Source organism: Paenibacillus jamilae (genome assembly GCF_050482105.1).
Classification (GTDB): Bacteria; Bacillota; Bacilli; order Paenibacillales; family Paenibacillaceae; genus Paenibacillus; species Paenibacillus jamilae_B.
The window spans coordinates 51,909-77,214 of record NZ_JBCNHI010000023.1 but is presented as its reverse complement, the minus strand read 5'-3'; the positions used below and the strand labels follow the sequence as shown (position 1 = coordinate 77,214).

Below are 25,306 nucleotides of genomic sequence, written 5' to 3'. Positions count from 1 at the left end.
CATTTTTGCAGGGTCAGTCTATCTTGTGTCCAAGACAAGTCGATTTCATATCTCATACATATCTCTGATCACGACTGCCATGCGCCTATCTGCGGCGCGGTGTAGACCGCCGCAAGAACAGGGAAAACAACAATCCCGCCAGCGCAATCCCGGTTGCTATGATGAAGGCATCATTAATGCCATGGATCGTCGATTCTGTAACAGCCCTTCCGTATATCTGTTGTACCGCGAGTGCAGAGCCGCTTTCTGTAGAAATACCCGCTGTTTGTGCAAGGGTTTGTCCCAGTTGTGATACTCCTTCCGTTACAGAAGCATTGGCGGTGGTAGCGACATTCGCATAATCTGCTATATGAACCGTAGTTCGGCTGCTCATTACCGTAATGAGCCAAGCGGTACCGATAGATCCGGCGATTTGCCGTACTGTATTGGACATGGCAGTACCATGGCTGCCGAGTTGGGCCGGCAACTGGTTTAGCCCTTCCGTCTGAACGGACATCATTAGCAATGACATCCCGAAGCTGCGGATCGTGTAGATAATCATAATATGTCCATAGGTGGTGGCATCAGTCAGCAGACTGAATTCCCATGTCGTGACTGCTGTAATGATCAATCCGATGATCGCCAACGGCCTCGCGCCAATACGATCGAATATGGCCCCTGATATCGGTGACATTACCCCCATCAGCAGTGCACCTGGTAACAGCAGCAAACCGGATTGCAGCGGCGTAAAACCGCGTATATTTTGCAAATAGATCGGCAATAGCAGCATCCCGCCGAACATAGTCATATTAACGGTTGCCCCAACCAGCGTAGATACCGTAAAAATGTCGTATTTAAATACACGGAACTCGAGCATGGGCTCCAACATGTTCAGCTCGCGTACGACAAAAAATACAATAAACAAGATCCCGAAAGCGAGCGAAAGTATTACCGTATTGCTGCTCCAGCCCTTGTCTCCGGCTGAACTAAAGCCATACAGGAGAAGGCCAAAACCAAGGGTGGAAAAAATGGTTCCCAGCAGGTCAAAATGCGGTTTTGTCAGCTTGGACACATTTTTGAGCCAGCGTACAGCAAACAGAATATCAATGATCGCCAGCGGAATCACTAACAGAAATAGCAGCCGCCAACTGTAGTGCTCCACAATCCAGCCAGATAGAGTTGGTCCTACCGCCGGGGCAAACATCATGGCGATCCCCATGGTCCCCATAGCTGCACCCCGTTTTTCGGGAGGGAATACGGTCAGGAACACGTTCATCACTACAGGCATAATAATACCGGCACCGCTGGCTTGAATCACACGTCCAACCAGCATAGGAGCAAAGCCAGTGCTGATCGTACAGACGACAGACCCGGCAGTAAATAACCCCATCGCGGATATGAACAGCGCACGTGTCCCAAAGGACTCAATGAGAAAAGCGGTGATAGGAATCAAAATTCCGTTCGTCAGCATATATCCGGTAGATAACCATTGAACGGTTGTGGCAGACACATTGAAATCATTCATTAAGTGCGGAATGGCCACGTTAAGCAGCGTTTGATTCAAAATCGAAATGAAGGCGCCTAGCAGCAGCACGGACAGAATTCGTCCGACGGACATTTTTTGATCCATGACAGCCTCCTACTTGTGAACTCTGATCGTCGCACTCATTCCCGGGATAATACCCAAGCCCTTATAACCTTGAATGGAAATGTTGACAGGCACGACCTGCGTCACCTTGGTATAGTTGGCAGTGGTATTGGAAGTGGGCAGCAGTGAAAAGGTGGATGCGGTCGCCAGACCGATCTTTTCGAGTTTACCAGTCAGGGACGTATCCGGGTAAGCATCGATATACACATCTACGGTCTGTCCTACTTGGAGATCTTGTACAGCCGTTTCATCTATATTGGCGGTAATCCAAAGATTGTTCAGATCAAATGCTTTCGCCAAAGGAGTACCCGCTCCGACAATTGAGTTGTTGACAGCAGTTTGCTGTACGATGGTACCGTCAGTCGGGATTGTAACGCTGATCCGGCTTCCGCCTCCTTCTACGCTACCAAGCGTACTGCCAGCGGTGTACGTTTTACCAACTTCCGCGTTCCAGCCCGTTAGCTTTCCCGCGCTTGGAGAGGCAACAGTAACCGCTTGTCCGCTCACTTGTGCATTGTCGGTTTTTATGTAGTTTGCGGATTGATTGTAGTAGTAGGCGGCGGCTCCACCTCCTGCCAGAATAATGATGATTACCAGCAGGTTGACTAATATAGCGCGTGAATTCATTGATGCTTGCCTCCCTAGTGTTTTTGGATGTTCAAAGTATGCGTCAAACAACTCATAATATTCAGATGGATTTTGGGAAAGGTTAAGAGCGTATGCAAAAAGGATGATCTTGCTGATAAAGGATGATGCGCATAATGACGACCAGAATTATGATTGTATATGACAGTGAAAATGGACATACCGAACGTCTCGCTCAATCGATCGCAGAAGGCGCACACCTGGATCACACAGAAGTGCTGCTGAAACATGTGAATGAGGCCGATGTGAATGAGCTAGTCAACGTGGATGCGATTATTTGGGGGTGCCCGGGACATTTTGGTACCATCAGCAGTGGCCTGAAGAGCTGGATTGACAAGCTTGGATATCTGTGGGCGCAGGGCAAGCTAGTGGACAAAATCGGCGCAGTGTTTTGTACAACCGCTACCGTTCATGGTGGACTGGAATCAACGCTGTTGAATTTGATTACTCCAATGCTTCATCAAGGTATGATTATTGTAGGACTACCCGCCAGTATTACGGAAAATGCGCTCTACGGCTCCTATTACGGTGTGGGGGTAACATGTCCGGTGGAGACAGATCCCAATGGGCCACCCAACCTTCCAAAGGATGATGATCTTGCTTTAGGTCGCTCTTTGGGCAAACGGGTCGCTGAAATGGCGGGACGGTACCGTAGCGCTGAAAGAGAATAGGAGGCCGAAGCAATGACCATTGCTTTTATCGCAGTAGCTGTGGTTGCCTTGATCTTTTTGCTGGTATTTAATACGAAGATGACGCGCAAGTCCTCGCCCAAAACCAAGAATCGCTCTACTCAAGAGGATTCAAGGCAGAGAAGCAAGCGTCCCTATCCTGTGCAAGTGGAACCCCAGGTGCATGAATTGACAGAGCCTGCGGTAGAGAGAACTCCTCAAGATGCCAGCGCTGAAGAGCATCATGCCGAGGAGCATCACAAGTTGCCTCATGTTCAAACCGATATGAAGGTGGAAAAAGATTCAGAGAAAATGGAAGGTGCTTATGGGGATCGGGATTACCGTGCGGCTTTGCGTGGTTTTGCTGGAAAGGACGGGGAAAAGGATGGAAGTTCTCAAAAATCCAATGGGGAGAAAGGGACTTCCAAAAGTAACGATGAGCAGTACCGGGAAGCATTACGCTCCATGAACCAAAAAAAATGAGATTCCTCCATTTAAACATGTTAAAAGGCTGCTTTTCTGTCTGAATTACAGGCAGAGAACAGCCTTTTTGTGTTGCACGGCTATAGCCATTCGGTTAGTCCGATCATTGTAATTAAGCCGAGAATAAAAGAAAATGTGGCGATCCGCTGGTTACCGTCCCCGTGACTTTCGGGAATCAGTTCCTTATAGACGATAAACATCATAGCCCCAGCGGCAAAAGCAAGACCATAGGGCACCAGTCCATTTACCCAGCTGCTTAAATAAAAGCCGATGAGACTGGTGATGATTTCCACGGCTCCTGTAAGGGTGGCAATACCCAATGCCTTGAAGCGACCGATATTTTGGTTTACAAGGAATAACGCTACGATAAAGCCTTCCGGCGCATTTTGCAGACCGATAGAAAAGGCAATGAGATTGCCAAGATTCTGAGTCTCACTCGCGTAGCTGACCCCAACGGAGAGCCCTTCTGGCAAGTTGTGCAGCGTAATGGCTGCAATAATGAGGAAAGATTTGGACTCTAGTTGAAAGGTTTTGGAATCCGGGTCCTCCAGATCAGCATGGGGGATATACATTTCCATCACCAGTAATACGAGGCAGCCGAGCAAGATACCTGCAGTCAGCACGAACCAATTGGAATGCTGGATCGCTTCGGGGATCAGATTATACACGGATGCAGAGGTCATAATTCCTGCGGCATAAGCCAGCAGAACATCACGAAGCCGATGCGTGATATTACGCATAAACAATATAGGCACGGCGCCGAGTCCGGTGGACAGGGCAGAAATTAAGCTACCTACAAAAACGTCATTCATAATCGGGATAATCCCTCCATACCTCATTATCTTTAAACTTCGCTTCATGAAAACTTCATTTGACTGTTTACAGCTCTTTCCGCATAATGAAATTAGGATTTAGAATCAGTCTAAGTCATAAAAGTTACAAACAAGTGATTTGCTTTTCTACATCCGGGTGTCCACATTTTGGTATAAGCTTTGCTGGCAGAACTACTTGTAGAGTATATGCAGCAGCCCAGCACCCGGTACCGAAAACTTGCTATATAATACTTATGATATTTTAGGAGGAACCAAGATATGTACAAGTCCATTATTATAGGCACCGGCCCTGCCGGTTTGACCGCCGCTATTTACCTGGCACGCGCTAACATGAACCCGCTCGTGATCGAAGGACCACAGCCAGGCGGGCAATTAACGACAACTACGGAAGTTGAAAATTTTCCGGGCTTTCCTGAAGGAATCATGGGACCCGATCTGATGGATAATATGCGTAAGCAAGCGGAGCGTTTTGGCGCTGAATTCCGTACAGGCTGGGTGAACAAGGTAGACACAACTGCTCGTCCATTTACATTAGATGTGGAAGGTCTGGGTGAACTGGTTACCGATACGCTGATTATTTCCACAGGGGCGACTGCCAAATATCTGGGGATTCCTGGCGAACAGGATAATATCGGACGTGGTGTGAGCACTTGCGCTACCTGTGACGGGTTCTTCTTCCGTGGCAAAGAAATCGTTGTTATTGGCGGTGGAGACTCTGCACTGGAAGAAGCCAATTTCCTGACTCGTTTTGCTTCCAAAGTAACGTTGGTACATCGTCGTGAAGAATTGCGAGCTTCCAAAATTATGCAAGACCGTGCTCGTGCGAACAGCAAAATTGAATGGGCACTCAATCGTACTCCTGTAGAAGTGATTGCAGACGAAAACGGAGTAACTGGCTTGAAAGTGCTGAACAATGCCACAGGTGAAGAGGAAATCATCACAGTGAGCGGCGTATTCGTGGCAATTGGTCATCATCCGAATACAGGCTTCCTTGAGGGGCAAATTACTACGGATGCGAACGGTTATATCGTCGTTAATCCGGGTACCTCCGAAACTAACGTGCCTGGCGTATTCGCTTGTGGCGACGTACAGGATACACGCTACAGACAAGCGATTACCGCAGCGGGTAGTGGTTGTATGGCTGCTATGGACAGCGAGAAATACATTGAAAGCCTGGAGCACAGTGCACTGGCCCTGTAATACTTGCAAGTGTGAATAAATATGATGTAACAAAATAAATGATGAGGTGATATTCATGGAAAAAGCAATCGTATACACATCCACAAACTGCCCACATTGTCGTCAAGTAAAGAGTTACCTGACTGAAAAAGGCGTGGAATATGAAGAGCGCAACATTGAAACGAATGAAGCTTTTGCTCAAGAGGTGTGGGATATGGGCATTCGTGCCGTTCCATTGACTTTGATCGGGGAAGAACGTATTTCCGGTATGAACAAAACCAAGTTTGAAAAAGTGTTGAACGCTTAATACAACCTAACAGCATGTGATTTTCATATGGTTTAAACAAGGCCCTCGCCGCAGTTCCATACTGCAACGGGGGCCTTGTTTATTAGACTGGGGACGATCAATAAAACGGGTTGCAAACAGAGGGTTTGGTAAAATCCTAAGCAAAAAAAGCGTACAGGAACCTGGGTGTTCCCGTACGCTTTTTTTATAAAGATACGCGTACACGCCCGAGAAAAGGGGCTGTTGCCGCATAGGCGGCACCTAGCATCGTCGAACGGCTGCCAAGCGTGGAGAAACGAATCTGTAATTGCCGACGGTGATAGGGCAGGGCGCGCTCTTCGATTACTGCACGCATACTTCGCTCCAACCAAGGTCTGGCTTCCGCAAGTGGACCGCCAATGATAAGCATGCCGGGGTTTAGACTGTTCACAATGTTGGTAATACCCACACCCAAATATCGCCCAATTTCATCAAGGACGCTTATTGTACTCGCATCATCTTGCTGAGCAAACGGTAGTAATTCCGCTGTACTATGTGCGGGCAGCTTCAATGTGGATGCTACATACGCCTTCTCCGATGCATACAGCTCCCAGCAGCCTCGGCTGCCGCAAGAGCATAGCCGTCCATTCCAGTCAATGGACATATGACCAGTCTCGCCTGCGTATCCCCAAGCTCCTTGGTACGGCTTGCCGTCAATAATAATTCCGGCCCCGATCCCGGACCCTGCACTAATGTAGACCAGATCCCGTACCAGCTGACGATGATCGGCGTCCATACCATAGTACAACTCGCCTTGTGCACCGACGTTGGCCTCATTATCCACCACCACGGGCAGACCCAGCTCTGTCTCAAGCTGCTGCCGCAGTGGAACCTCTTCCCAGCCCAGATTGGGTGCGAATAAAACGTTTCCGCTTTCGTCCACCATCCCTGGCACCCCCAGCCCAATGCCGACAATGCCGTGAGGGGAGGGAGGAGCGACCTGAACAAGCTGTTGAACAAGCTTACGAATCTGTTCGATGATAAAGTCAGGGTCGCGCTGGGCTAGGGAAAGGGTAAGCTCTGTTTCAATGGTACCTGACAGATCGGTCAGAGCACCCTTGATGTACTGCACACTAACCTCGATACCGAGTACAAAGCCTGCACGGCTGTTGAACAGCAGCATTAAAGGCTTACGCCCACCGCTGGATTCACCCAATCCCGTCTCATACACCAATCCATCGGTGATAAGCTCTGCAACCAGGTTGGACACGGTGGCCTTGTTTAAGCCGGTTTGACTGGATAACTGTGCCCTGGATAGTGGAGCATGAAGGCGGATACGCTCCAACACAATGGATTTATTCAGCTTTTTGACAAGCGCCTGATCGCCAGTAACATTCATGGTTATTTCACTTCCTGTTGATGTAATTCCCGTTATTATATCATAAAAATAAACTTAGTTTAAGCAATAGACAAAGTTTCTTGGCTGTGCTAGAATCGTTTTTGTAAACGTTTACTACAAAGGAGGAACTTATAATGGCTTATTTCGAACAAGTATCTAAAATTAAATTCGAGGGCAAGCAATCCGATAATCCTTTCGCATTTAAATTTTATAATCCTCAGGAAATGATAGCGGGAAAAACGATGGAGGAGCATTTGCGTTTTAGTATGGCGTATTGGCATACGCTGGTTGCAGGTGGCTCTGATCCTTTTGGAGTAGAGACTGCGGAACGCCCATGGTCCAAGTTTACTGGACTAGATTTGGCGAAAGCACGTGTGGAAGCTGCCTTTGAGCTGCTGGATAAGCTGAATTTGCCTTATTTCGCCTTCCACGATGTGGATATTGCGCCTGAAGGTGCGTCATTGAAGGAATTTTACAGCAATCTGGATACCATCGTGGACCTGATTGAGGAGCATATGAAGGCTACGGGGAAAAAGCTGCTGTGGAACACGGCGAATATGTTTAGCCATCCACGTTATTTACATGGAGCTGCGACAACTTGCAATGCAGATGTATACGCACATGCAGCTGCTCAAATCAAAAAAGGACTGGAAGTGGGCAAACGTCTGGGCGCAGATAACTATGTTTTCTGGGGAGGTCGCGAAGGCTACGAGACACTGCTGAATACAGATTTGAAGCTGGAGCAGGACAATTTGGGACGGATGTTCCATATGGCCGTGGACTACGCGCGTGAAATCGGCTTCGATGCTCAGTTCCTGATTGAGCCAAAACCGAAGGAGCCAACCAAACATCAGTATGATTTTGATGCGGCGACGACGATTGCCTTCCTGCAAAAATATGATCTGGATCAGCATTTCAAACTGAATCTGGAGGCTAACCATGCCACTTTGGCGGGTCATACTTTTGACCATGAAGTCCGTGTAGCACGGGTTAACGGCATGTTGGGTTCCCTGGATGCCAACCAAGGTGATTTGCTGCTGGGCTGGGATACGGATGAATTCCCGGTTGATCTGTATGATGCCACACTAACCATGTATGAAGTGTTGCAAAATGAAGGACTGGGCCGTGGCGGTATCAACTTTGATGCCAAGGTGCGCAGAGCATCGTTTGAGCCAGAAGATTTGTTCCTTGCGCACATTGCAGGTATGGATACGTATGCGAAGGGGTTGAAGGTTGCCGCCAAACTGATTGAGGATCGTGTGTTTGAGGACTTTATTGAGAAGCGTTACAGCAGCTTTAAAGAAGGCATTGGAGCGGATATCGTATCCGGAAAAGCAACGCTTGCTTCCCTGGCTGAATATGCTCTGGCGAACGAAGCACCACGCAAAAACGTGTCCGGTCGTCAGGAATATCTGAAGGCAACATTAAACCAATACATTTTGGCTGATTAATGCCACAATTTATGTATGAATAAGGGCTGCACGATTATAGGGAAGGAGGAACTCCAATGCAGGAGAAGCTAAATCAGGAGCAGGAACGCTATGTTATCGGCGTGGATTTGGGTACCAGCGCGGTCAAAACGGTGCTGGTCAACCGCAAGGGCCAGGTGGCTTATGAAACCTCTCAGTCATATCCTCTTCATCAGCCGAAAGCAGGGTATAGCGAACAGCAACCCGAAGACTGGGTGCGTGGGACGTTGGCATCACTGAAACAGCTTGTGGAGAAGGCCGGAATCGGCGGAACAGATGCTGTGGACGGCATTAGCTTTTCGGGACAGATGCACGGACTTGTGCTGACTGACAAGGAAGGCAAAGTGCTTCGTCCAGCTATTTTGTGGAATGACACGCGTACAACAGCCCAATGCCGCCGTATTGAAGAACAGCTCGGGCCAGCGCTGCTAAGTATCGCCCGCAACCGCGCGCTGGAAGGCTTCACGCTGCCCAAGCTGCTGTGGGTGCAGGAGCATGAGCCAGACGTGCTGGCTCGTGCGGCCCATTTTATGCTGCCCAAAGATTATGTGCGCTATTGTCTCACTGGAGAGTTGGCGATGGAGTATTCGGATGCGGCGGGCACACTACTGCTGGACATCGCGAACAAGCAGTGGAGCGAAGAGATCGCAGCTACGTTTGATCTGCCGTTGTCGCTGTTCCCGCCGCTGGTGGAATCCTTTGACCAGACGGGTACACTATTGCCGGAGATTGCGGAGCAGAGCGGGCTTTCGTCTGAGACCAAGGTCTATGCAGGTGGAGCAGACAACGCATGTGGCGCGATTGGCGCTGGCATTTTGAGCGAAGGCCGCACCTTGTGCAGCATCGGCACCTCAGGAGTTGTACTTTCCTATGAGGAACGTAAGGATATCGATGTTCAGGGACGAGCCCATTTTTTTAATCATAGTGAGCAGGATGCTTATTATATCATGGGGGTTACACTCGCGGCCGGATACAGCTTGACCTGGTTTAAGGATACCTTTGCGCCGGAACATTCTTTTGATGCGTTGTTGGAAGATGTCAATTCGATCGAGCCAGGCAGCCGTGGACTGCTGTTCACGCCTTATATTGTAGGCGAACGCACTCCTCATCCGGATGCTACAATTCGAGGCAGCTTTATCGGGATGGATGCAGGGCATAAGCTTGCGCATTTTTCACGGGCGGTGCTGGAGGGAATTACGTTTTCGCTCAAGGAATCCATTGATATTCTTAGGGGCACAGGCAAAACGGTGAATGAAGTGATTTCCATCGGCGGCGGAGCGCGTAATGAGGCATGGCTGCAAATGCAGGCAGATATTTTTAACGCGGATATCGTCAAGCTGGAAAGTGAGCAGGGACCTGCCTTGGGGGCGGCCATGCTGGCTGCCTATGGTAGCGGGTGGTTTGAATCGCTGCAAGCGTGCGCCGAAGCTTTTCTGCGTGAAGCAGCAAGATATTCGCCGAACCCGGAACGTGTGGCACAGTATGAAGGCTTATACGAGCTATACCGTGAAGTGTATCTGCATACGCGGGAGCTAAGTGAGCATTTGGCGGTTTATCGGTAGTACAGTGTGTTTTGAGCCTAAATGGAAAGCGGCTTTGGGGGTAGAAACCTCCAAAGCCGCTTTTTCTATGTGATGATATTATGAATTAAAGACTTTTCTTCATTTTCACATGATCCTCATTCACTGAGCTCCCGGCACAGCCTGGACATGACTTGCTCGATGAACAGCCAGCACAAGCGCCTTGGCGGCTTTTTCGCAAAAATCGTACCAACACCCACGCACTATAACCGAGGATCACCAATAAAATAATGATATTGACCACGGAATCCACTTCCTTCTATATACTGTAGGGCTTGACTTACCCCCAACCTAATAATCTGCCACACTGATAGATCAAGACGGTGATGATATATGCCACAGTCAAAGGATAGATCACAGAAAATGCAGTCCATCGCCAGGAGAGTGTCTCTTTGCGAATAACCGCTACCGTGGCGAGACACGGAACATACAACAGAATGAACACCATAAAGCTAAATGAGGCAAGCGGTGTAAACGCATGACTGACTTGCAATTCCAATCCCTGCATATCAGGAACGTGGTAAATAATATTCATGGTTGATACGATAACCTCTTTAGCCATAAAGCCTGTGAGCAGGGACGCGCCTGCTTGCCAGGTGCCAAAACCGAGAGGGGCTAATACAGGTGCAAACCATCCTCCAACGGTGGCAAGCAGGCTGTCATTCATTTCAGCTCCGTAGCCCTGCGCACCGAAATTGGACAAGAGCCAGATGCCAACCGAGCCTGCAAGAATAATCGTTCCGGCTTTACGGACGAAGCCCTTGACCTTCTCCCATGTGCTGCGAAATAGTGTAAGAGCCTGTGGCACCCGATAGGGAGGGAGCTCCACGATGAAGAGGGAAGGCTCGCCTGATAAAATAGATACTTTGGAAAAAACTTTGGCAAGTATTAACGATACGATGATCCCTAACACATACATTAGCATGATGATGCTTGCCCCGTGTGATGGGAAAAACACACCTGCAAACAACGCATACACCGGCAAACGGGCCGAACATGACATAAAGGGTACCAGCAACGTTGTAATGAGGCGTTCTCTTGGTTGTTCGATGGTGCGTGCCGCCATAATTGCTGGAACATTACAGCCAAATCCGATAATGAAGGGAATAAAGCTTTTCCCGTTCAAGCCAACAGCCTGCATCAAGCGATCCATGAGTATCGTGACCCGTGCCATATACCCAGAGTCTTCAATTACCGAGATAATCAAAAATAAGATAGCAATTTGAGGTAGAAAAACAAGCACACCCCCGACTCCAGCCACGATGCCGTCCACGACTAGACTTTGCGTAAAAGCGGACGCGTTCAAGTGAACAAGTAATTCAGAAATCCAGCCGCTGAGTGTGCCTGAAAAAAATTCATCCAGCATATCTGATAGCACAGTACCCGCCCAATCAAAGGTAAATTTAAAGGTGGCGTACATCAGCAGTAAAAAGATTGGAATCCCCAAATACCGATGAGTCAGCAGTGCATCCAGCTTATCAGTCAGACTGTGAGTTCTGAGTTTGGAGGTGTCAATTGCCTTGGCGCAGAGATCAGCAATCCAGGTTGTTCGTACAGACCGAATATGCTGAGCGGGGGTGCCGGCATTACCTTCACTGAGAAGTTCCTCCTCGCAGCGCTGGATGCGTGCAGTCACTTGTTCACGCTGTTTCTCATTCGTCAGCCATTCCATGACGACCGGATTGTCTTCAAGACATTGTAATGCAGCCCACCGGAGCTGAGGCACAGATGTATGCGGCAGCAAGTTGCAAATATCCGCAATAGCAGCTTCGACAGCAGTACCGTAATCCAGTTGAAAAGCATTGGATGCATGTCTGACTTCTCGAAGGGAAGCAAGCATCTGCTTACTTCCACTACCTGTACGTGCCACCATTGGAATAATGGGAACGTTCAATTGGTCAGCCAGCAGTTCCTTGTTTACCCGAAGACCGGTGGCATCGGCGACATCAGTCATGTTTAAGCCGAGTACAAGCGGACGGCCATATTCCAATAGTTGTACGGTCAGATATAGATTGCGCTGGAGCTGGGAGGCATCGACAATGTTAATCAGCGCCGCAGGCGGTTCCTCCAGCAAATAACGAGTTGCGACGCCCTCATCCAGCGACAGAGGGAGTAAAGAGTAGGCACCCGGCAAATCGACCAGTACGGCAGACTTGTCACGCAAGATTCCTGTTTTCTTTTCCACCGTGACACCGGACCAGTTTCCTACCTCTGCATACGTACGAGTCAGCTTGTTGAATAATGAGGTTTTTCCTGTATTGGGATTGCCGAAAAGCGCGATCATGTCCATGTCGGAACGACCTCCAGTTGCTTCACTTGATTTTGACGGAGGCCAACCAATTGGCCATTGCATTCAATGACGATCGGGCCGCCCAATAAACTGATCTTTTTTAAGCGTATAATGGAGCCTTCGTTGATGCCCATGTCTGTTAAGCGGCGGCGCAATGAGGGATGAAGGGGAGCGAGAGATTGCAAACGCACGGTTTTTCCTAACGGCGTACGAAGGAGTGAGATACATTCTGGCATGGTGCTCAGCCTTTCTGATCTAGAATGAGAATCAATATCATTTACTTCCGATGCCAGTACCATATCATGAGAAGTACTAGATTGCTGTGATAAAATTCTCTGCGAATGAAATGCTTGCCTATGGTCCCAACTGTTATATAGCAGTGCATGGTGTCACGACTCGCCCTTAAATGCATTCTTACTCGCCTGCAACCGACAAAACTAGAGCGTTTGGGGCAACTGTTTTTATGGTAAGATAGAGCTGTTTACAACTATGCTAAGAAGGGCAGGAACGCTCTGTATGAACAGAAAAATCGGGGTTAGGCTTGTAAAATGTCTGGTTGCAGGTGCGGCGCTGGCGGTATTGCTGCCGCAGGCTGTGGAGTGGGGAAACGATGTGTATGCGGCGTCAGTCAAGCCGACTCCCTCCGTATCATCGCAGCAGCTTCAGAACAAGCTTTTACAGGCAATGGCTACGCGGAGTGAAACGCTGACCTTTACATATCAAGGGCGAGTGAACGGTCTCAAGCAGCAGTTACAGACGGCCATCCAGCAGGCGATGGAGAGCGATCCGTATGTGAATTATACGATCAAAAGCTACGCATTCAGCTATACAGGCACAACCACCTCCGCCCAGGTTACGATTCGTTTAAGCTACCGGGAGACGAAGGAACAGACGGCATATGTGGATAGCACAGTGCAAGCTGTGCTGGGGGATATCATTACGAAGGGAATGACGGATCATGAAAAGGTGAAGGCCATTCATGACTGGATCGTCGTTCGTCTGAAGTATGATGAAGCACAGCAAAAGTACACAGCCTACGATGGTCTGAAAACGGGCAGCACGGTATGCCAGGGTTATTCGCTGTTGGCCTATAAAATGCTCGAACGAGCAGGCATTACGAATCGAATTGTGGAAGGTAGAGCAGGAGGGCAACTCCATGCGTGGAATCTTGTTTTATTAGATGGGCGATGGTATCACATGGATACGACATGGGATGACCCGACCCCTGATCGCGCGAACGAGGTAAGCACTTCATATTATCTGCTGACAGACTCAGAAATGCGACGGGATCACTCATGGGTGAAACAGTACCCTCAGGCGAACACGTCGTATCGCGAAACCTTATCAGCATTGATAGCTGCTGGAGGTTCAAAGGCAGCCGCGTATCAAAAACAGTACAACAACCTGGAATATCCACTGCAAGACGGCAAGGGGCTGGTCAAATCATCCGCCGATATCAAGGAACAGGTTCATAAGGTGATAAATAAGGGAGGAACGTCACTTACCTTCGGCTATCAGGGGACGGAACGAAGTCTCAAGGAGGATCTGCAGTCCTTATATCAACTTGGCTTGAAGTCCATTTCCTATCAGATTACGGATCTCGGAAGTACTGGTAATCTTCGTGTAACCCTAAAATGGACTTAATTATTCGGCTGTAAAAAAGCTACATTAACAAAGGAGTATTCTAATTTATATGCACAAGCGTTCCTTTACCTATTTGCTTGGCACGCAGACGATGTCCAATGCGGCCGACATTCTTTACATTATGGCACTTGTGTCTCTGGTTTTTCACGAAACGGACTCGATCTTCTCTTCGGTGCTCGTTCCGTTACTGCGAATGGGAGCACAGATGATTAGTGGCTTTTTGGCACCGCTCATTTTGGCTCGATTCCAGCTTCCATTTATTTTATTTGTTTCCCAGTTCGGACAACTGGCTTTCTTCGCTATTCTGCTGGGTCACTTGTGGTCAGCGGGCACGGAGCCCGTATGGGTGATTGTGTTTGCGTTGGTGGCAGCCATGTCCTTTCTGGACGGCTGGACTACACCTGCGCGCAATGCACTGATTCCCCGCCTTGCTTCCGGGGAAGGGCTCATGCGGGCAAACAGTCTGGTATCGGTCAGCGATCAGACGGTGCAATTAGCAGGGTGGGGTCTTAGTGGCGTGCTCGTAGCTATGCTGGGCTCGGAAAAAACATTGCTGGTCGCTGGCGGTCTGTATTTGATAGCGCTGATCTTCACCAGCTTGATTCGAGATCCCCTAGAGGGCAAAGCCCATTATTTGCTTCAGCCTGGAACAAGAGTGCAGAATGGAGATGTCTCAGCTTCTGAGGCTGTAACCGAACTGGGACAAGGGCATCATGACTTGCCTCCCGCACAGTTGGAAGATAAGCTGTATGGTCCAGAATCAGAGAGCCCATCGGTGCCTCCTAAACGTAAAAAGGAAATACTGCGTGAAGGCTGGAGTCTCATTGGAGCCAGTCGTAGACTGAAGGCTCTTATTTTTATGGATATGATTGACCTGTTAGGGGGATCGGTTTGGGTAGGCGCGTTCACGCTTGCCTTCGCTCAGCAGGTCTTACACAAGAGTGAGGCATGGTGGGGATACATTAATGCCGCGTATTTTGCAGGGGCGATTGGCGGCGGCATCGTAGTCCTTGCCTGCGTCAAGCTTTTGCAGCGCAGACTGCTGCCTGCCATGCTGGCAGGGATGGCAGGCTACGGGCTGCTGACGGCTTGGTATGCACTAAACACATTACCGCCACTAACCCTTCTTATCGTGCTATTGATGGGACTACCTGCGGAAATGTCGGTCGTCTCCCGCCGCACGATGATGCAGATGAGTGTGTCGGTACATGATTTGCCCAAGGTGCTATCCGCCCAGGCTACACTGACAAGCCTGACATTTTGTATTTCGCTGCTGTTAATGGGCTGGATTGCAGATCATCTGGGTATCGTTAATTTGTACTTGTTTTCAGCAGTGTTGACGCTGATTGCTGTCATATATGGTATTTTCAGTCGTCGTGCCTTATCTATGTCTTTGTCAACTGAAGTAGCTGCTTCTTCCAAATAAACAGAAAAAGCCCGTCTCCGGGCATATACAGGGCAACATGCGGATAACGGTCTCGGGACCAGATGTACCAGCGTGTTTTCCCTGATATGTGGAGACGGGCTTTTTATTACAGTGTTCTATTATTTATCCGAAGGCGGATTTGAACTCAAATCACATTCTTTTAATGGAACGATTTTAGTACGTTTGATCCATTTGTAGCCGAGCCACAGCAGAAGGAACAGTGGTACACTCATGTACGTAGCGATCATCGTTTTCCAGTCAATCTCCTGTCCGGTGAAAGCATCTGTCCCTTGCCCAATAATGACAATGATACATAGAGCAAAGGCGAACAATGGTCCAAACGGGAACCAGCGGGCTTTGTAGGGAAGCTCACTCAAACTGTGACCCTGTGCAGTAAAGGCACGGCGGAAACGATAATGGCTGACTGCAATCCCGACCCACGTAATAAATCCGCACATTCCCGAGGCATTGAGCAGCCAGTTATAGACTACACCGTCTCCATACAGGGAGGCGAGAAAAGCGAGCATACCAACAGCTGTCGTGATCAGAAGTGCATTCATAGGAATGCCTCGTCGATTGATACGCCCAAGGAAACGGGGGGCTTTACCTTCTCGCGCCAAAGCGTACAGTACCCGAGTCGCTGCATACATACCCGAGTTGCCCGCCGACAATACGGAGGTCAAAATAACGGCGTTCATGACAGAGGCAGCAATGGCAAGCCCTGCTTTTTCAAATACGAGCGTGAACGGACTGACTCCGATATCACTAATATCTCCCCGTAGCAGATTCGGATTCGTATACGGAATGATCAATCCAATAACGAGAATTGCGAAAATATAAAAGAACAAGATACGCCAAAAGATCTGGCGGATAGCACGCGGCACATTTTCACGAGGATTTTCGCTCTCGCCTGCGGCTACCCCAATCAGCTCCGTTCCCTGAAAGGAAAAGCCCGCAGCCATGAACACGCCCAATACAGCGAAGAATCCGCCATGGAAAGGGGCATCTCCTACCGTGAAGTTGGCAAAGCCAACCGCTGGACCCCCCATGATGCCGAAAATCATCAGCACCCCTACAGCCAAAAAGATGATTACAGTCACAATTTTAATCATCGCAAACCAGTATTCGGACTCACCGTAGCCTTTGACCGTCAACGCGTTTAGCAAGAAGATTATGGCCAGAAATAACAGACTCCACCAGGCAGAGTGGCTTTCCGGGAACCAGTATTTGATGAGCACGGTCGCTGCTGCCAATTCGGCAGCAATCGTCACGGCCCAGTTGTACCAAAAGTTCCATCCCATGGCAAAACCAAAGGCTGGATCGACAAAGCGACCTGCATAGGTATTAAAAGAGCCGGATTCAGGCATGAATGTAGCCAATTCACCAAGGCTGGTCATTAAAAAGTAGACCATGAGACCAACTGCTGCATAAGCCAGCAGGGCACCGCCAGGTCCGGCTTCGGCGACCGCCCCTCCACTGGCGAGGAACAGGCCGGTTCCGATAGAGCCGCCGAGGGCGATCATCGTCATATGGCGGGCTTTGAGACTTTTCCGCAAGGTTGCGTCAGGTGTTGCTTTGTGTTGCACGTTCAAACACTCCTTCATGAAATTGTATTTCATGTCAGGGCAAGAGCCGGAAGGAGGGGGAGTATATAAATCAAAAGACCACAGGGAATACGCCTGCGGTCTTGTCTATGCATTCCGCACCATACCTTCTTCTATAACAAGATAGCTCAACACACGTGTCTGTGTTAGGACATCGCGTGACAGTTCTGCTCCTTTCGGTTAGCAGCCCCAGCATACGGAGTATTTACAAAGAGTCAACTCCGCATACTTCGGCGGGTGTACCTTTCTACTGGAATCTCAGACGGCTCTTGGCGTCTCCTCCGGTATACTGATTACATCCGCGACCTCTACCTCATCATAAAACAGGATTGATGAGGTGTATGACATGATATTTTATTGTATAGCGAACTACAGTATATCGTACCTGTACACCTTCTGACAATCGACAATTTTTTGAAAATCCACTTCATGGCCCTTAAATCAAGAGTTCCGTTTGGCCATCTGCTGCCAAACCGTACCTGCGGCTTGTTCGCCTGATTCGATGCGCTCCAGCGCCATTTTAGCCTGTAGACTGACCTCGAATTCGGGGTCATCGACGGCTTTCTCCAGCGCATCACGCGCATCCTCGGTTCCAACCTCGTATAGAAAACGGGCTGCACGCCAGCGAACCAGCTTGCTGCTGTCGGACAAGGCTCCGATCATAGCTTTGGTAGCGGCGGGATCACCAATGTCCGACAATGTGTCGCCAGCGGTGCGGCGTACTGCCGCTGAAGGATCGCGCAGCGCCTCGAACAGCAGTTCCATCGCCTCCGGTGAGCGAATATCGCCCAGATAGACGACTCCCAGCCGCCGCAACTGCATTTTGTCGTCATGCAGCGCTTGCCGGATCAGCGGCAAATGCTCGGGCGTCGGCTCCAGTCGATCCAGCGCAGCGTAGCGTGTGCGCCAATCCTCGTGTTGGAGCGCCTGCTTCAGCTCGGCATCGCTCCACTCACGGCGTTCCTCCACGAATTCACTGTTGTCCGCGCCGTGGGCAATCGCCTGCTGGATAATTTGTTCCAGCCGATCCTGCGGAAAGGCTGCCTCCAATTCCTGCTCAACCTCGCGGGCAATATCCGGTAGTTCACCGTAACGGACGCCGTAATCACTCAGCTTGCGTTCCTTGATTAGCGTTGCACTCGCTACGCGAGTAACGGCTTGCACGAAGCGGTCGGACAAGGAAATTCGTTCCTCCTGCTGTCCTGCTTTAACCCGGATTTGCATGGGAAGGCCGCGAAAAAATTGTACGAAAACTTGTGCTTCGCCAAACGCTTCCCCAGAGGTTTCCTCCGGTAAATCCCAATTAGCATCAGCACCTTCCTCGCCTAGCTGATCCCGGACCTGCCCCAGAATAGTAGACCAATCCGCATTTCCTTTACGGTCCAGGGCTACAAAATCAGTCGTGTGAAACACGCTTTTAACCCCTTCAATGGCCAGCATACGCCGGATAAATGGGGGAGCGGAACGCTCGTTGTCTCGTGTATATGTTCTGCGGATACCCGCTTCCAGTCGCTCATCCAGATGCAGCATCATGGTGTTCGGACTGGGAGTTGGCTCGATCGATGTTATCTTCATAGCTCGGTACAGCCTCCTGTTCAAAAGTTCTCTATATATCATGTATCGCTTATCTGTATTGTACCTCATTCTGTGTATGTCTCCAAAGAGAGAGTTTTAATTTATGCAGAAAATACAATGACTTATATCACATGATTTAGATAAGTATACCTGTTAAATAGGAATATTTTTGAATGAAAACAGGATGCTATATAAGCCAAACTCGAAAAAATGAACATGAAAGCGGAGTAGGCGGAATGGTGCTGTACTATGAATTCCGTTTCTGACGAATCAGCAGAGAGGCGATAAATCCCAAAGAAAGAACAGCCGCCAGCAGCATAAATGTAGTCATCTGATTGCCGCCATTGCCCATCAAACGAATGGAAAGCATAGGGGCTAGACTCGTACCAGCAAACAGGATGAAGGTGTATAGTGATACAGCTATGGCCCTAGCTGACCCGCCGAGCTGGCCAACAATTGTGATGAGTGAAGGGACACTTAAAGCGATGCCGCTGACAAAACATACACTTAATACCACGATAGCTATGAGAGAATGCGTTATTCCCATCAGTGCCAAGCTGAGAATGGAAAGAAGAAGAGCAGCACGTAATAAAAGATGCACACTGAATTTCAGCGCCAGTTGACCCGCGAATGGTGAGAGAAGCATGCCGATGATGCCAGCCGATCTAACGTATAGCATCTGTTTGCTATTTAGGCCAAATTCGGAACCGCCAAGGTAGCTTCCCAAAACCGTATACATGCTCACAAAGGACATCAGAAGAACAAAAGCGATTGTGTAGCTTAACCATAAAGGATACGAACGCAGAACCGTCCCCAACTGACCGAAGGCTGCCCAAATGCGAACTCCTCGTTGCGGAGTGGGAGCTTTAGGTAGGAAAAAAAGAACGATCAGGAAGGTAATTGCGTACACAATACCCAGCGCCTGAAATACCATATTCCATCCGATTTGTTCGCTGATGATAATACTAAATACCTGTCCGGCAATACCTGCCACTAGAAAACCAGTGCTGATAAAGCCGATAGCTGTTACCCGTTTTTCAGTCGGAAACATATCTACGGCATATGCAAGAGCAACGGGGGAAAAGGTGGCTGCCGCCAAACCCTGAAGCAAGCGCAGCACGACTAATACAGAATATTGATTGGTTAAGCCGAGGGATAACGACAGAATCGTCAATGCAAGGAGTCCGGCAACGATAACCTGCTTGCGCCCAAAGCGATCAGACAATCCCCCATAAATAAGACAGCCCGCCGCAAATCCTAAGGAAAAGATACTTCCCGGCAGAGCTGCTTCAGCTAGTGTTTTTCCAAATACTTTAGCAAAGAGAGGGACCAAAGGAACCGTCACATACAGGCTGGACATGACGACAACCGCCGACCAGCATAGGATTACAGTCATCCATGCATAAGGGAGAGCAACATTTTCCTTCTGTATAACGCTATCATGTGTTCGTAATTTATTCATCAATGGAACACTCCTTCATCATCAATTAAGTAGTTTGAAATGCAAACAATTAAATATATTAGATAACCTAATTATATGTTTAAAAAAAATTTATCTGCCCACCCCCAGTTTATCTTCCATATGATGATGGATTTTTTCTATAATTCGCAAAAAAACGATCTGCTCCTCGGGCTCCAAAATACTCGCTAGGGAAGCACAGGAAGTCCAAAATACAGGAAGTACTTGCTGTACTAGATGGGAACCAGCCTCTGTAATGCGTACATGGATTTTGCGTCGATCTGAAGAATTATGTTCTCTGATAATCCAGCCTCGTTGCTCTGTCCAATCGAGGAGAGATGTAACAGATGCACGACGAATTCCCAGACGGTCAGCAATCATAGAGGGACTCATCTGGACCTGGGATTGGTGCAGTGTCAACAGCAACAGTAGATCTAGCTTGCTCTCTGTCAGGCCGTAAGCAGCTAGATCCAAATCTATTGCGTCGAGCGTATTATCACCCGTCCATAGCAAGAAGAGACCGATACGGGCAAGTTGTCGATCCGTTTCTGCAAGGGCAGTTTGATCCATTAATTCCAGATAAGGTTCTTGTCCCAGACGAGGAAGAGACTGCTGGATGGAGTCCCGCTTACTTTGTTTTGACGACATAAGCTCACTCTTTTCATATAATTAGGTTATCTAACTATATATCAATATAACGTATTGTCATGAATAAGACAATATCTAGTAAGAAATACTGCTACATTCAATACAGAAGCAGGGTTAAAAATCAGCTGAATGAACCAAACTGTAAATAGGTTACCAAAATGCTCCAAAAGATAAGTGAAGGAGGCGTTCCTATGTTCCGCAAGCAGGAAAGAACGCTCATTATTGTATGTATAGTAATTGCGGCCATTATGTTATATGCCGTAATTAAAAGCATAGCTCGCTTGACTCCCTAGTTGGTAATCAAGAGTGATTTCGAAGTTTCCCTATTAAAATGTGGAATGAAGGAGTGAAACCCATTTGTCTTCACTGGACCCTGTATTGCTAAGCCGGATGCTGACCGGAATAACCCTATTTGTACATATCGTATTTGCATCCATCGGCGTTGGCGTACCCTTAATGATTGCACTAGCAGAATGGCGCGGGCTGCGAACTGGTGATCCGCATTATACACTACTGGCCCGGCGGTGGGCACGAGGGTTTGTCATCACTGTTGCCGTGGGTGTCGTGACAGGCACCTCCATTGGTCTGCAACTCAGCTTGCTTTGGCCTACTTTTATGCGGGTGGCTGGACAAGCGATTGCACTGCCCTTGTTTTTAGAGACGTTTGCTTTTTTCATCGAAGCAATATTCCTGGGCATCTATTTGTATACCTGGGATCGGTTTAAAAGTAAATATTTTCACTTGATGCTGCTCATCCCGGTAGCAATTGCCTCGTCTGCATCAGCGGTTTTTATTACGACTGTGAACTCGTTCATGAACCAACCTCAGGGCTTTACACTCAAAAATGGAGTCATGACCAATATTCATCCCATCGAGGCTATGCTAAACCCGGCCACGCCGACCAAAGTGTCTCATGTACTGGCTTCCTCGTATACATTGAGCGCTGGGGTGTTGATGGGGCTGGCAGCTTACAGCATGCTGCGGGGGCGTAACCACCCTTATTTCAAAAAGGCGCTGAAGCTGACGGCCTCCTGTACCATTGTGTTTGCCATCAGTACAGTGTTGATTGGAGACGCATCTGGTAAGTTTTTGGCTAAATATCAGCCGGAGAAGCTGGCTGCCGCCGAATGGCATTTTGATACGATGACGCATGCCCCCTTTGTATATGGCGGCTTTATGGATAAGAACGGTGACATCAAATATGCCTTAAAAGTGCCTTATGCACTTAGTATTCTGGCTGGTAATTTGCCCAGTACGGAGGTTAAGGGATTAAATGACTATCCGGTGGATGAGCGTCCGCCGCTGTCTATCCATTATATGTTTGACCTCAAGATCACCACAGGAGTGCTGATTCTCGTCATCCCACTGCTATATCTGATCCGCAAGCGTTTGCCAGGTCGCAAACCCTATCCCAAATGGCTGCTGTTAGCGCTCATTCTGGTCGGACCGATGGCGATGGTAGCTATTGAGCTGGGTTGGATGTTTGCGGAGGTTGGCAGACAGCCATGGATTTTACGCGGATATATGAAGGTGTCCGAAGCAGCAACCACTTCTACAAGTGTTGGGTGGATGCTGGTGTTGTTTGTTATTTTGTATCTGGTGTTGTGTTTCTCGGCCATCAAGGTACTCAGCAAACTATTCCGTAATAAGGATGCTGTGGAAGAGATAAGGCAGCTGGGCCTGGAAGGGGCTGAAGGCAAGTGAGCTATGAAATTGTAGGTATCGCCATTTTGTGGACCTTCCTGTTCGGGTATTTGCTTGTGGCATCCATTGATTTTGGCGCAGGCTTTTTCAGCTTTTACAGTGTGTTGACAGGTCACCAGAACAAAATCCACAATATCATTCAACGGTATCTGTCTCCGGTATGGGAGGTAACGAACGTATTTCTCATCTTTTTTGTGGTGGGATTAAACGGTTTTTTCCCGGATGCGGCTTATTATTATGGGACAGCGTTACTCATTCCCGGTAGTATTGCGATTGTGCTGCTTGCGATCCGGGGAGTCTATTATGCCTACAATACGTATGGGCATTCGGGTAAAAATAATATTGTCTACATGGCGTTGTACGGTGCGACCGGGTTGCTGATTCCCGCAGCACTGTCGACGGTCCTAGCTATTTCAGAAGGCGGTATTATTGTGGAGAACAGCACGGGTGTTCATCTGCAATGGGGCCAGCTACTAAGCAACCCTTACACATGGGCGGTTATTATTCTGGCGCTGGTGAGTGTATTGTATATATCGGCGATGTTTTTGTCCTTTTATGCCAAAAGGGCAGGGGACAAGGTCGCTTTTGAAATCGTACGGGGTTACGCGTTGCTCTGGAGTGCTCCTACGATTTTGGCGAGTTTGTTCGCATTTTTTCAGATTAACAAACAAAATCCGGACCATTTTTCCAATATGCTGAACATGGCCTGGATGTTTGTCGCATCCTTCATTTGCTTTGTGGGAGCGGTATATCTGGTCTGGCAGCGGCGGCATTTGGGTATCTCCTTCATCCTGGTGATGCTGCAATTTGCATTTGCCTGGTATGGCTATGGCCGCTCACATCTTCCGTATGTTCTGTATCCCTACATTAATGTATATAACAGCTTTACGAACTCTACGATGGCGTATGCATTGATTACGGCGTTTGTTGCGGGTCTGCTGGTGCTGATCCCTTCGCTGATCCTAATATTGAGATTGTTCCTGTTCGATGCGAAGTATGTACGAGGACAAGCGGGAAAGAAAGGGTGAATTAGAGTGGTTGCTTTCGAGCACTTTACGATCATGTATGAGTCGCCGATCATTATCGTGGTGGCGATTGTGTTTTTGTTTATTTATTCGGCACGCTTTAAAAATCCACAGGACTGACAATGACATGCAGGACAGGCCTTCCTGATTGCTTCGGGAGGTCTGTTTTTGCTGTATTATCGCAGAATTTCCTTTACAGATGTGATTGAATTATACTTTACATAGTTCAGGATGTTGGATCATTTCATGTTCACATTCGAGTGACAATATATAGTTAAATTGAACCGTTGTGCTTTTGGATAACGGGTCTGTCTGGGAGGGGGTTGCATCATGCCTAAAGTGCGTTTTAACAATATGGATCATGTAAATACCGATAAAACCATCAAGCAATTGAGACAATGGCGGCAGGAGCGACGCAGCAAAATAAAGGATTATACGTTCGTTGTGCCAAACCATTCCCCGGAGCTGGAGTTTCTGCATCATAATCGGGAAATGGCGACGGCGACCTGGGTGGGCCATTCCACCTTTTTCATTCAGTACCTAGGGCTGAATATGGTCACCGATCCGGTGTGGGCAGAGCGCATGGCTTTCGACAAAAGGTTGGCTCCGCCCGGCATTCGCATTCAGGATGTGCCACCGCTGGATATCATTCTGCTGTCACATTCGCATTATGATCATTTACATTTGGCATCGTTGCGGAAGTTATATCGTGCAGATACATTGATGCTCGTACCTAAGGGGTTAAAGTCGAAAATGGTCCGCAAAGGCTTTCGTAACTGCCATGAGCTGCAATGGTGGGAGCATTTTACGGTAGGAGGGGTACGGATTACATTTGTTCCGGCACAGCACTGGACACGGCGTACGCTGTTTGATACTAATACTTCCCATTGGGGTGGATACATTCTGCAATGTGAACAGGAGGTGACTGGCTCTGCCACGTCTGTTGCAGGCTCAGATGCTCACGCGGAATCCGATTTAGCGGAGGCACCTACGTTGTATTTTGTGGGAGATACCGGATATTTCCGTGGATTTAAGGAGATTGGCGAGCGCTTTGCCATTGATCTGACCTTTATGCCGATTGGCGCATATGAACCGGAATGGTTCATGACCTCACAGCATGTGACACCAGAGGAGGCATTGCAGGGCTTTGTGGATTGCGGAGCAGATCAGATGATCCCAATGCATTATGGGGCCTTTAAACTGGCGGATGATACGCCAAGAGAAGCGCTGGATCGTCTCGAAGCGGAGCGTAATCGTTTGGGGATCGCGGAGGAACGCATCCATGTACTGGGACACGGAGAGACGCTGAAAATTGGGCGCCGTGTTTCAACTAGAATCTGAGGGGTTCAATAACATGTATAAAAGAAGCGACTCGGCGGACAATGAATTTGCCTGCCGAGCCGCTTTTTATTTTTAGGCTATCGTTCTGAATTAAACGGCTTCGTTCTCACTCGCCAAAGAGGAATCATGGTTCGAGATGGGATGACGCACGATTTTAACTTCATAAAACGTGATTTTATTTTCGATAATATATTCGGGAGTTTGACGGTGGTTGTGGGATTCGCGGAACGCTTCACTTTTCGTCCAGCCTTGGAAGTTCTCTTTTTCCTTCCAGCGTGTGCTAATGGTTACTTCCTCATAATCTTTCGTGTTTTCTGTCAGCAGCACTTCCAGACCGAGGAAGCCTTCCATTTTTTCAACTTGTCCTTCTTTGTTAAATCTTTCGATGAGCAGGTGGGCATTGCCCGGTGTAATTTTAGATGTATTTGTCACGATAACCATA

24 protein-coding genes and 1 riboswitch are annotated in these 25,306 nt (G+C 48.5%); of the genes, 12 read left to right on the top strand and 12 right to left on the bottom strand.

All coding sequences use genetic code 11. The features are described 5' to 3' along the window. Positions 1-85: 85 nt before the first annotated feature. Together ABEW32_RS23170 and ABEW32_RS23165 are read right to left on the bottom strand one after the other, a co-directional pair. The gene (locus ABEW32_RS23170; protein WP_430192202.1) at positions 86-1,609 is read right to left on the bottom strand and encodes a DHA2 family efflux MFS transporter permease subunit; all 1,524 of its coding nucleotides are present in this window, start codon (positions 1,607-1,609) and stop codon (positions 86-88) included. 9 nt (positions 1,610-1,618) lie between these two features. Then, complete coding sequence (locus ABEW32_RS23165; protein ID WP_430192200.1) at positions 1,619-2,254, bottom strand: HlyD family secretion protein; 636 nt, start codon at positions 2,252-2,254, stop codon at positions 1,619-1,621. Positions 2,255-2,388: 134 nt separating this feature from the next. On the opposite strand from ABEW32_RS23165, the gene ABEW32_RS23160 reads away from it, so the two are divergent. Continuing rightward, a complete protein-coding gene (locus tag ABEW32_RS23160; RefSeq protein ID WP_430192198.1) occupies positions 2,389-2,943 on the top strand; it encodes an NAD(P)H-dependent oxidoreductase in 555 nt (184 codons plus the stop codon). A gap of 12 nt (positions 2,944-2,955) precedes the next feature. Next, positions 2,956-3,423, top strand: coding sequence for a hypothetical protein (locus ABEW32_RS23155; RefSeq protein ID WP_430192196.1), 468 nt, complete (start codon positions 2,956-2,958; stop codon positions 3,421-3,423). An 80-nt stretch (positions 3,424-3,503) separates the two neighbouring features. Here the strand turns inward: ABEW32_RS23155 and ABEW32_RS23150 are convergent, their stop codons facing one another. After that, entirely contained in the window at positions 3,504-4,235 is a 732-nt protein-coding gene (locus ABEW32_RS23150; RefSeq protein WP_013373094.1) for a ZIP family metal transporter, read from the bottom strand. Between the two features lie 279 nt (positions 4,236-4,514). Here ABEW32_RS23150 and trxB point away from each other — a divergent pair, with 279 nt between their 5' ends. After that, positions 4,515-5,456 carry a thioredoxin-disulfide reductase gene (gene trxB / locus ABEW32_RS23145; RefSeq protein WP_064797230.1) on the top strand — a complete coding sequence of 314 codons (942 nt, stop codon included), beginning with the start codon at positions 4,515-4,517 and terminating at the stop codon, positions 5,454-5,456. A gap of 55 nt (positions 5,457-5,511) precedes the next feature. Continuing rightward, entirely contained in the window at positions 5,512-5,742 is a 231-nt protein-coding gene (locus ABEW32_RS23140; protein ID WP_430192193.1) for a glutaredoxin family protein, read from the top strand. A gap of 184 nt (positions 5,743-5,926) precedes the next feature. Here ABEW32_RS23140 and ABEW32_RS23135 read toward each other — a convergent pair whose 3' ends face one another. Then, positions 5,927-7,099, bottom strand: coding sequence for an ROK family protein (locus tag ABEW32_RS23135; RefSeq protein ID WP_430192191.1), 1,173 nt, complete (start codon positions 7,097-7,099; stop codon positions 5,927-5,929). A 134-nt stretch (positions 7,100-7,233) separates the two neighbouring features. Between ABEW32_RS23135 and xylA the strand changes: the two genes are divergently transcribed. Both xylA and xylB read left to right on the top strand, forming a co-directional pair. Continuing rightward, positions 7,234-8,550: a xylose isomerase gene (gene xylA / locus ABEW32_RS23130; RefSeq protein ID WP_430192189.1), complete on the top strand. Its 1,317-nt coding sequence runs from the start codon at positions 7,234-7,236 to the stop codon at positions 8,548-8,550. A gap of 56 nt (positions 8,551-8,606) precedes the next feature. Continuing rightward, positions 8,607-10,130 (top strand): xylulokinase, encoded by a 1,524-nt coding sequence (gene xylB / locus ABEW32_RS23125; RefSeq protein WP_430192187.1) that lies wholly within the window; start codon positions 8,607-8,609, stop codon positions 10,128-10,130. Between the two features lie 85 nt (positions 10,131-10,215). On the opposite strand, the gene ABEW32_RS23120 is transcribed toward xylB, so the two are convergent. Genes ABEW32_RS23120 through ABEW32_RS23110 form a run of 3 tightly spaced genes read right to left on the bottom strand, consistent with a single transcriptional unit; the run spans position 10,216 to position 12,674 of the window. Continuing rightward, complete coding sequence (locus ABEW32_RS23120; protein WP_430192185.1) at positions 10,216-10,392, bottom strand: FeoB-associated Cys-rich membrane protein; 177 nt, start codon at positions 10,390-10,392, stop codon at positions 10,216-10,218. A gap of 36 nt (positions 10,393-10,428) precedes the next feature. Further along, positions 10,429-12,438, bottom strand: coding sequence for a ferrous iron transport protein B (gene feoB / locus ABEW32_RS23115; RefSeq protein WP_430192183.1), 2,010 nt, complete (start codon positions 12,436-12,438; stop codon positions 10,429-10,431). Then, positions 12,429-12,674, bottom strand: coding sequence for a FeoA family protein (locus ABEW32_RS23110; protein WP_290403215.1), 246 nt, complete (start codon positions 12,672-12,674; stop codon positions 12,429-12,431). Before ABEW32_RS23110 ends, feoB begins: the two co-directional genes overlap by 10 nt. Before the next feature lie 280 nt (positions 12,675-12,954). Here ABEW32_RS23110 and ABEW32_RS23105 point away from each other — a divergent pair, with 280 nt between their 5' ends. Beyond that, positions 12,955-14,082, top strand: a complete 1,128-nt coding sequence (locus tag ABEW32_RS23105; protein ID WP_430192181.1) for a transglutaminase domain-containing protein — start codon at positions 12,955-12,957, stop codon at positions 14,080-14,082. A 49-nt stretch (positions 14,083-14,131) separates the two neighbouring features. After that, the gene (locus ABEW32_RS23100) at positions 14,132-15,508 is read left to right on the top strand and encodes an MFS transporter (protein WP_430192179.1); all 1,377 of its coding nucleotides are present in this window, start codon (positions 14,132-14,134) and stop codon (positions 15,506-15,508) included. Positions 15,509-15,627: 119 nt separating this feature from the next. Here the strand turns inward: ABEW32_RS23100 and ABEW32_RS23095 are convergent, their stop codons facing one another. The 4 genes from ABEW32_RS23095 to ABEW32_RS23080 form a co-directional block, all read right to left on the bottom strand. Then, positions 15,628-17,094: an amino acid permease gene (locus tag ABEW32_RS23095; RefSeq protein WP_430192177.1), complete on the bottom strand. Its 1,467-nt coding sequence runs from the start codon at positions 17,092-17,094 to the stop codon at positions 15,628-15,630. Between the two features lie 134 nt (positions 17,095-17,228). Continuing rightward, a riboswitch (Lysine riboswitch) is annotated at positions 17,229-17,431 on the bottom strand. A gap of 122 nt (positions 17,432-17,553) precedes the next feature. Next, on the bottom strand, positions 17,554-18,687 hold the full coding sequence (locus tag ABEW32_RS23090) for a virulence factor (RefSeq protein ID WP_430192175.1): 1,134 nt from the start codon (positions 18,685-18,687) through the stop codon (positions 17,554-17,556). A gap of 247 nt (positions 18,688-18,934) precedes the next feature. Next, complete coding sequence (locus tag ABEW32_RS23085) at positions 18,935-20,149, bottom strand: MFS transporter (RefSeq protein ID WP_430192173.1); 1,215 nt, start codon at positions 20,147-20,149, stop codon at positions 18,935-18,937. A 90-nt stretch (positions 20,150-20,239) separates the two neighbouring features. After that, positions 20,240-20,794 (bottom strand): MarR family winged helix-turn-helix transcriptional regulator, encoded by a 555-nt coding sequence (locus ABEW32_RS23080; protein ID WP_430192171.1) that lies wholly within the window; start codon positions 20,792-20,794, stop codon positions 20,240-20,242. Between the two features lie 357 nt (positions 20,795-21,151). On the opposite strand from ABEW32_RS23080, the gene ABEW32_RS23075 reads away from it, so the two are divergent. The 4 genes from ABEW32_RS23075 (at position 21,152) to ABEW32_RS23060 (ending at position 24,864) form a co-directional block, all read left to right on the top strand. After that, positions 21,152-22,498: a cytochrome ubiquinol oxidase subunit I gene (locus tag ABEW32_RS23075; RefSeq protein ID WP_430192169.1), complete on the top strand. Its 1,347-nt coding sequence runs from the start codon at positions 21,152-21,154 to the stop codon at positions 22,496-22,498. After that, positions 22,495-23,526, top strand: coding sequence for a cytochrome d ubiquinol oxidase subunit II (locus tag ABEW32_RS23070; protein WP_430192167.1), 1,032 nt, complete (start codon positions 22,495-22,497; stop codon positions 23,524-23,526). The genes ABEW32_RS23075 and ABEW32_RS23070 overlap by 4 nt, the downstream gene beginning before the upstream one ends. Before the next feature lie 6 nt (positions 23,527-23,532). Continuing rightward, positions 23,533-23,643 (top strand): cytochrome bd oxidase small subunit CydS family protein, encoded by a 111-nt coding sequence (gene cydS, locus ABEW32_RS23065; protein ID WP_014278118.1) that lies wholly within the window; start codon positions 23,533-23,535, stop codon positions 23,641-23,643. A gap of 210 nt (positions 23,644-23,853) precedes the next feature. Next, the gene (locus ABEW32_RS23060) at positions 23,854-24,864 is read left to right on the top strand and encodes an MBL fold metallo-hydrolase (RefSeq protein ID WP_430192165.1); all 1,011 of its coding nucleotides are present in this window, start codon (positions 23,854-23,856) and stop codon (positions 24,862-24,864) included. 90 nt (positions 24,865-24,954) lie between these two features. Here ABEW32_RS23060 and isdG read toward each other — a convergent pair whose 3' ends face one another. Then, positions 24,955-25,305, bottom strand: coding sequence for a heme oxygenase (gene isdG / locus ABEW32_RS23055; RefSeq protein WP_430192163.1), 351 nt, complete (start codon positions 25,303-25,305; stop codon positions 24,955-24,957). Between the last annotated feature and the right edge of the window lies 1 nt (position 25,306).